The organism is Longimicrobiaceae bacterium (assembly GCA_035936415.1).
Taxonomy (GTDB): Bacteria; Gemmatimonadota; Gemmatimonadetes; order Longimicrobiales; family Longimicrobiaceae; genus JAFAYN01.
In genome coordinates this window covers 1-2,734 of record DASYWD010000224.1, presented here as the reverse complement: position 1 = coordinate 2,734, position 2,734 = coordinate 1, and the positions used below count along the sequence as shown (strand labels likewise).

Annotated in this window: 1 protein-coding gene; it reads left to right on the top strand. The window is 73.5% G+C overall.

What is annotated here, in order from left to right; translation table 11 throughout:
• Nucleotides 1–10: 10 nt before the first annotated feature.
• Nucleotides 11–2,734 (top strand): amino acid adenylation domain-containing protein (locus VGR37_08870; GenBank protein ID HEV2147503.1); only part of this gene is annotated, 2,724 nt, incomplete at its 3' end.

The following is a 2,734-nucleotide window of genomic DNA, read 5'->3' as shown; positions in this document are numbered from 1 at the left end:
GGGGACGACGCTGTTCATGACGCTGCTGGCCGGCTGGGCCGCGGTGCTCTCGCGCCTCTCGGGGCAGGAGGACCTGGTCGTGGGCACGCCCACGGCCAACCGGGGCAGGAGGGAGATCGAGGGGCTGATCGGCTTCTTCGTGAACACGCTGGCGCTGCGCGTGGACCTCTCGGGCGCGCCGACGGTGGGGGAGCTTCTGGAGCGGGTGCGGGAGCGCGCGCTGGAGGCGCAGCAGAACCAGGACGTCCCCTTCGAGCAGGTGGTCGAGGCGGTGCAGCCGGCGCGCAGCCTGGCGCACAGCCCCCTCTTCCAGGTGATGTTCGCCTGGCAGACGGCCCCTGGGGACGAGCTGGAGCTGCCGGGCCTCGGGGTGGAGGCGATGGACCGGAGCGCAGAGCGGGTGAGCGCGCACTTCGACCTGTCGCTCGGGCTGGCAGAGTCGAGGGGGCGCCTCGTGGGATGGGTGCAGTACGCGACCTCGCTGTACGACGGCGCGACGGTGGAGCGCTACCTGGGCTACCTGCGGCGGGTGCTGGAGGAGATGGCGGCCGGGCCCGAGCGGCGTCTCGCGGGGCTGGAGATGCTGCCCGATGCGGAGCGGCGGCAGGTGGTGGAGGCGTGGAACGCCACCGCGGCGGAATACCCGCGCGGCCTCTGCGTGCACCAGCTCTTCGAACGCCAGGTGGAGCGCACCCCCGACGCGGTGGCGCTCGTCTTCGAGGATGAGCAGGTCTGCTACTCCGAGCTGAACCGGCGGGCGAACCGGCTGGCGCATCACCTGGTCGGGCTGGGCGTCGGCCCCGAGGCGCGGGTGGCCGTCTGCGTGGAGCGCAGCGTGGAGATGGTCGTCGCCCTGCTGGCGGTGCTCAAGGCCGGCGGTGCCTACGTGCCGCTCGATCCGGAGTATCCGCGGGAGCGGCTCGCGTACATGCTCCACGACAGCGCCCCGCAGGTGCTGCTGACGCAAACGTCTCTGGCCGGGCAGGTCGCAGGGCTCGGCGCGCCGGTTCTCTCTCTCGACACGGACGCCTCCTCCTGGGCGGCCCGGCCGGAGACGAACCCCCGGCGCCCCGACCTCACGCCGGAGCACCTCGTCTACGTCATCTACACCTCGGGGAGCACGGGCCGCCCGAAGGGCGTCATGGTCCGTCATGCCGGCCTCACCAACTACGTCTGCTACGCCTGCTACCGGTATGCGGATGCGGGAGCGGTGACGTTTCCGCTCCATTCCTCGCTGGCCTTCGATCTCACCGTCACCTCCATCTACGTCCCGCTCGTCACGGGCGGGAGCATCGCCGTCGTCGGTGGGCAGGGGACAGGCCGCTCCGCGCTGGAGATGATCGCGGCGAGCGGCGCCGAGGCCGTGAAGCTGACGCCCGCCCACCTCGCCACCCTCACGCAGCAAGACCTCACGGGTCTGCGGCTGCGGCGGATGGTCGTCGGAGGCGAGGAGCTGAGCCAGAGCCTCGCCCGGGCGATCCACGACCGCTCGGCGGGGCGGGTCGAGATCTACAACGAGTACGGACCGACCGAGGCCACGGTCGGCTGCGTGGTTCACCGGGCGGACCCCGCGGAAGCCGGTGCCTCGGTGCCGATCGGGCGGCCGATCGCGAACACCGCCGTCTACGTGCTGGACGGGCCCGGGTCTCCGGTGGCGGTGGGCGTGGCGGGCGAGCTCTACCTCGCAGGCGTGCAGGTGGCGCGCGGATACCTGGGGCGGCCGGAGCTGACCGCGGAGCGCTTCGTCCCGGATCCGTTCGGCGCGGAGGCGGGCGGGCGGCTGTACCGCACGGGGGACCTGGCCCGGTGGAGGGCGGATGGAGTCCTGGAGTTCCTGGGGCGGAACGACCAGCAGGTGAAGGTGCGCGGCTACCGGATCGAGCTGGGGGAGATCGAAGCCCGGCTGCTGGAGCACCTGGAGCTGCGCGAGACGGTGGTGGTGGCGCGCGAGGACACGCCGGGAGACCGGCGGCTGGTGGCGTACTACGTGGCCCGCGAAGCGATCCGCGCCGAGAGCCTGCGGGGACACCTGCAGGAGCGGCTGCCGGAGCACATGGTGCCGGCGGCGTACGTGCACCTGGAGGCGCTGCCGCTCACCCCGAACGGGAAGGTGGACCGGCGGGCGCTGCCGGCACCGGAGGGGGATGCGTACGCGCGGCGGGGCTACGAGGCGCCGCAGGGGGAGGTGGAGCAGGCGCTGGCGGAGATCTGGGCGGAGGTGCTGAGGCTGGAGCGGGTGGGGCGGTGGGACCACTTCTTCGAGCTGGGCGGCCACTCGCTGCTGGCGGTCCAGGTGGTCTCGCGGCTCAGGCAGCGCCTCGGGGTGGAAGTGCCCCTGGCGGAGGTCTTCCGCCTCCCCGTGGTGGCCGAGTACGCGCGCGCAGTGGCGGCGGCGGCCCGGGCGGACCTGCCGCCCATCGAGCCGGCGGAGCGCACCGCGCCGCTGCCGCTCTCCTTCGCGCAGCAGCGGCTCTGGTTCCTGGAGCAGATGGGCGGGCTGGGGAGCGCCTACCACGTGAGGCGCCGGCTGCGGCTGCGGGGGGAGCTGGATCGGGGCGCGCTGGTGCGGGCGCTGGATCGGATCGTGGCGCGCCACGAGGCGCTGCGCACGACCTTCTCCCTGGCCGGCGGCGAGCCGGTGCAGCGGATCGCCCCGCTCGGGGAGAGCCGCTTCCACCTGGTGGAGCACGACCTGGGCGGTCAGGCGGACGCCGAGGAGGAGCTGCGCCGCCTG